The sequence below is a fragment of the Parafrankia colletiae genome, assembly GCF_001854655.1.
GTDB classification, from domain to species: domain Bacteria; phylum Actinomycetota; class Actinomycetes; order Frankiales; family Frankiaceae; genus Parafrankia; species Parafrankia colletiae.
On record NZ_MBLM01000009.1, the window covers coordinates 1 to 1,967 of the forward strand.

General features: G+C 69.0%; 2 protein-coding genes and 1 pseudogene. 1 reads left to right on the top strand and 2 read right to left on the bottom strand.

Annotated elements, in window-relative coordinates:
* Nucleotides 1–209: hypothetical protein (locus CC117_RS03420; protein ID WP_198541712.1), on the bottom strand; the 209-nt coding region annotated here is incomplete at its 3' end.
* Between the two features lie 276 nt (nt 210–485).
* Nucleotides 486–1,151, bottom strand: coding sequence for a toll/interleukin-1 receptor domain-containing protein (locus tag CC117_RS03425; protein ID WP_071082318.1), 666 nt, complete (start codon nt 1,149–1,151; stop codon nt 486–488).
* A gap of 181 nt (nt 1,152–1,332) precedes the next feature.
* On the opposite strand from CC117_RS03425, the pseudogene CC117_RS03430 reads away from it, so the two are divergent.
* A pseudogene (locus CC117_RS03430) lies at nt 1,333–1,967 on the top strand (selenium-binding protein SBP56-related protein); the annotation flags it as partial.

Below are 1,967 nucleotides of genomic sequence, written 5' to 3' on the forward strand. Positions count from 1 at the left end.
ACCCCGCCGGGGGCGGCGTCTTCGAGTTTCCAGCGGGCGATGAGCTGTGCGGCGAGGTTGAGCCGGGCTGTTTCGGGGGTGTGGCCGTCGGGGAGGCGGGTGAAGTGCGCCGGCCAGACCCGGGTGAACGTCAGGTAGGCCGCCAACGCCGACTTCCCCATCCCCGCCTCTGCCTCCACCAGCAGGTAGCCGCCACGGCGCTGCTGCACACATCGGCTGATGAAGGTGTCGATCTTGCCGATGAGGTCGGTGCGTCCCCGGAATCTGGCGACCGGGTTGGCGGTGTCCGCCGGGTCGGACAGTCGTAGGTGCCCGGGCAGGGGGCGAGATTGATCGTGGCGTGGCGCAGCAGTTGGAAGGGGCCGGAGAACCGCTGTTGCAGGACCTGCCCGTAGTTCACCCCGACGGCTTGGCCGTTCGGAACGGACGCAGCGTTCACCATCGGCTGACCCTGATCGTCAAGGTGGCGTCGCTGGCATTGGGGGTCACCGGCTGGAGTCGTTCCGATGCTGGATGATCTGCCCGTGGTTGATCCCGATGGCCTGTCCGCCGGGTGCGGTGACGTTTCCGATCTGGATGCCGCCCGGTGGGACGGATACGCCGGTGTGTGCCTGTCCGGTCGTTTCGGGTGTGGGTGTGGGTGTGGGGAACGGGGGCGGTGCTGGTGCTGCGTTTGTGCTGGTGGGAAACGGTGGGGCGGTGACCGGTTTCGCCCGTGCGCCGGAGACGGCGAGTTCGGCCGTGTGCAGCAGGTCCGTTCGTGCTGTGTCCTGGGGGATCCCGAACAGGTCGAGGGAGACGACCTGGCCGAGCAGGCCAGGCCGCGGGCAGTCCTCGACGCGGACGACGAGGAGTTTGCGGGTGGCACCGGTGGGGTCGGTGGACCAGGCGGCCTGCCACTCGGCGGCGCCGTAGACCGAGCGGGTGTAGGCGTGGGAGAGCACGGCGATTGTCCGTGCCGCGCGGGTGACGCCTTYGTCCATGCCGGTGACCCAGTTCGAGCCGGGTACGAGGTCCCAGGCCTGGATCAGGACCCGGTAGCCGGCTTCTTCCAGCGTCCAGGCGATCCATTCGGCCCAGGGCCGGTCGGTCTGGGTGTAGGAGACGAAGAAGTCCCAGCCGGTGCTGTGCGTGTTGCCCCCGTTGCTCACCCGGACAGTGTGTCACCGGGACAGGCCGGGTCAGACCGTGCTCGTACGGCGTTGGGTCAGGGCCCGGAGAGGGCGGCCGGCCCGGGGAGGGCGCCGCGACCCAGGTTTGTGAGGCGTCGAGCGGTGTGCTCCCGGATGCTGCTCTGGCGGCCTCTCTACACGATCTTCTACGGCCGGTAAGCTGGAGGTGCGCCCGGCCCACGATCCGCGTGTCTCCCACGGTTTCGCCGGCGTCGTCACGAACGTCACGGATCTTTCCGCGTCAGTGTGGCTGTGGTACCGAGACGGTGACCGGTGGGCCGCGCGGAAGGTCATCAYGATCCCGCCCGAACCCGCGGACCCGGCTGACCTTCCACCGGTCATCCGTCCGTTCGGCGCGGTCCCCGCATTGGTGACCGACATCGACCTGTCCGTCGACGATCGATGGCTTTACGTGTCCTGCTGGGGAACCGGGGAGCTCAAACAGTTCGACGTTCGGGACCCGTTCTCACCACGGGAGGTCGGGTCGGTGCGCCTGGGTGGGATCATGCGCCGCACCCCCCATCAGGCCGCCCCGGACGAGCCACTCGCCGGCGGGCCGCAGATGGTCGAGATCAGCCGTGACGGACGTCGCGTCTACCTGACGAACTCGCTGTACTCGGCGTGGGACGACCAGTTCTACCCGGACGGCGTCGGCGCATGGATGGCACGCCTCGATGCGGACGTGGCCACGGGCGGGATCAGCCCGGACGTCCGCTTCTTCCCACACGGCGCCGACTTCCGCGGGCTACGCGTGCACCAGATCCGACTGGAAGGCGGCGACGCCTCGTCCGACTC